Origin of the sequence: Bradyrhizobium sp. (assembly GCF_049691595.1) — a bacterium.
In the GTDB taxonomy this organism is placed as follows: Bacteria; Pseudomonadota; Alphaproteobacteria; order Rhizobiales; family Xanthobacteraceae; genus Bradyrhizobium.
Map to the genome: position 1 here is coordinate 1 of NZ_JBAVNZ010000321.1, position 2,315 is coordinate 2,315.

The window sequence follows — 2,315 nt, forward strand, 5'->3', positions numbered from 1 at the left end:
CTGGTGGTCGGCTGCAGCGCCGACAATAGCGACGGCATGTTCGGCGATCTGCTGGCGACCTCGCTGATGGCGCGCGGCGTCACCGGCCTCGTCATCGATGCCGGCGTCCGCGACGCGAAATCGCTGCGCGAAATGGGTTTTCCGGTCTGGTCGAAGGCGATCTCCGCCAAGGGGACGGTCAAGGCGACGCTCGGCGCGGTCAACGTTCCCGTGGTCTGCGCGGGCGTCAACGTCGTGCCGGGCGATGCCGTGATCGCCGACGATGACGGCGTCGTGGTGGTGAGGCGGAAGGACGCCGCCGACGTGGTGGCGAAGGGCGAGAAGCGCCACGCCGACGAGGAGGGCAAGCGCAAGCAACTCGCCGCCGGCGCGCTTGGTCTCGACATGTACAACATGCGCGAGGCGCTGGCGAAAGCCGGCCTCGTCTATATCGACGAGCCGGAAGCGGACTGAGGTGGCGATGCGACTGCGTACCTTGCTCGGCGACCATCCCGGCACGGCTGCGCTGAAGAACGGCTCGGTCAGGTCCGATCTGGTCGAGTTCGATTTCGTCGACTGTTCGCCGATCAACAAAGGCTTCAAGCCGATGGTCCGCTGGCAGGCGTTCGATGTCTCCGAGATGGCGATCGTCACTTATCTGATGGCGAAAAGTTTTGCCAAGCCGATGGTGCTGCTGCCGAACGTCGTGCTGGCGCGGTTTCAGCATGCCTACGCGCTTTACAATGGGAAGCAGGGAACGCTGAAGCCGTCCGATCTGAACGGCCAGCGCGTCGGTATCCGCTCTTTCACCACCACGACCGGCGCGTGGCTGCGCGGCATTCTCGCCAATGACTACGGCGTCGATCTCTATTCGATCGACTGGGTGACATTCGAGGACGCGCATGTCGCAGAATTCAAGGATACGACAAAGCGGGCGCCGGCAGGCAAGCAGATCATCCAGATGCTGATTGACGGCGAGCTTGACGCGGTGCTCGGCGAGAAATCCGACCATCCTGACCTGACGCCGCTATTTCCCGATGCCGCTGCGGAAGAGAAAGCCTGGTTCGCCAAACACGGCGTCGTGCCGATCAACCATATGGTGGTGGTGAGCCGCGCGCTGTCCGATCAACATCCCGATATCGTCCGGGAAATTCATCGGCTATTGACGCGGTCTGCCAATGCAGCCCCTGCCGCGCCGCTTTTCAGCGCGGACGCGATGCGGCGCTCGCTGGAAGCAATCATCTTCTATACTGCGCAGCAAGGGCTCATTCCGCGCGCGTTCACGGTCGACGAATTGTTCGACGATGTAACGCGGGCGTTAATTTGAGGAGAGATGCGATGACCCCCGAACCGATCTTCGATCTCGCCCATCTCGGCCACATGGAATTGCTGACGCCGAAGCCGGACGAGAGCCTGAAATTCTTCGTCGACGTCATGGGCATGACGGAGAGCGGCCGAAAGGGCGAGTCGGTCTATCTGCGCGGCTGGGACGATTATGAGCGCTATTCGCTCAAGCTCACGGCGTCAAAAACATCCGGCATGGGACATATGGCGCTGCGCGCGCGCAGCCCGCAGGCGCTGGAGCGCCGCGTCGCGGCGCTGAAGGGTTCCGGCTTCGAGATCGGCTGGACCGACGGCGACATGGGGCAGGGGCCGGCGTTCCGCTGCCGGGATCCCGACGGCCACGTCATCGAGCTCTATTACGAGACCGAGTGGTATCAGGCGCCGCCCGAACTGAAGCCCGCGCTGAAGAACCAGGCGCAGCGGTTTCCGGCGCGCGGCGTCAACGTCCGCCGGCTCGATCACCTCAATTGCCTTGCCGTCGACATCAAGGCCAACCGCATCTTCTTCGAAACCTATCTCGGCTGCCGGCTGACCGAGCAGATCGTGCTCGACGACGGCACCGAGGCCGCGATGTGGATGACGATGTCGAACAAGAGCTACGATTTTGCCTACACCCGCGACCACTATGGCAAGCCCGGGCGCTTCCACCACGTCACCTACGCGCTCGACAGCCGCGAGGAAATCCTGCGCGCCGCCGATATCTTTCTCGAAAACGGCGTCTACATCGAGACCGGCCCGCACAAGCACGCGATCCAGCAGACCTTCTTCCTCTACGTCTACGAGCCCGGCGGCAACCGCGTCGAGGTCGCGAACGCCGGCGCCCGCCTGATCCTGGCGCCGGACTGGAAGCCGATCGTGTGGACCGAAGAGGAGCGCAGGAAAGGCCAGGCGTGGGGGCTGAAGACGATCGAGTCGTTCCACACCCACGGCACGCCGCCGATGTGAAGGGGGCGAAGGCAAGCTCAGCTGTGTAGGGCGGGTTCTCTTTAACC

General features: G+C 63.5%; 3 protein-coding genes. All 3 read left to right on the plus strand.

The genetic code is table 11. From position 1 onward, the window contains the following. On the plus strand, positions 1 to 453 hold a 453-nt coding region (locus tag WCE35_RS14085; protein WP_424593953.1), incomplete at its 5' end, for a 4-carboxy-4-hydroxy-2-oxoadipate aldolase/oxaloacetate decarboxylase. A 7-nt stretch (positions 454 to 460) separates the two neighbouring features. After that, on the plus strand, positions 461 to 1,306 hold the full coding sequence (locus WCE35_RS14090; RefSeq protein WP_424593954.1) for a hypothetical protein: 846 nt from the start codon (positions 461 to 463) through the stop codon (positions 1,304 to 1,306). Positions 1,307 to 1,317: 11 nt separating this feature from the next. Further along, positions 1,318 to 2,268 carry a catechol 2,3-dioxygenase gene (locus WCE35_RS14095; RefSeq protein ID WP_424593955.1) on the plus strand — a complete coding sequence of 317 codons (951 nt, stop codon included), beginning with the start codon at positions 1,318 to 1,320 and terminating at the stop codon, positions 2,266 to 2,268. The last annotated feature ends 47 nt before the right edge of the window (positions 2,269 to 2,315 follow it).

What these genes read in the sequence shown, in the direction of transcription:
- WCE35_RS14095 (WP_424593955.1), top strand. Translation starts at nt 1,318, where the DNA reads ATGACCCCCGAACCGATCTTCGATCTCGCCCATCTCGGCCACATGGAA.
- WCE35_RS14090 (WP_424593954.1), top strand. Translation starts at nt 461, where the DNA reads ATGCGACTGCGTACCTTGCTCGGCGACCATCCCGGCACGGCTGCGCTG.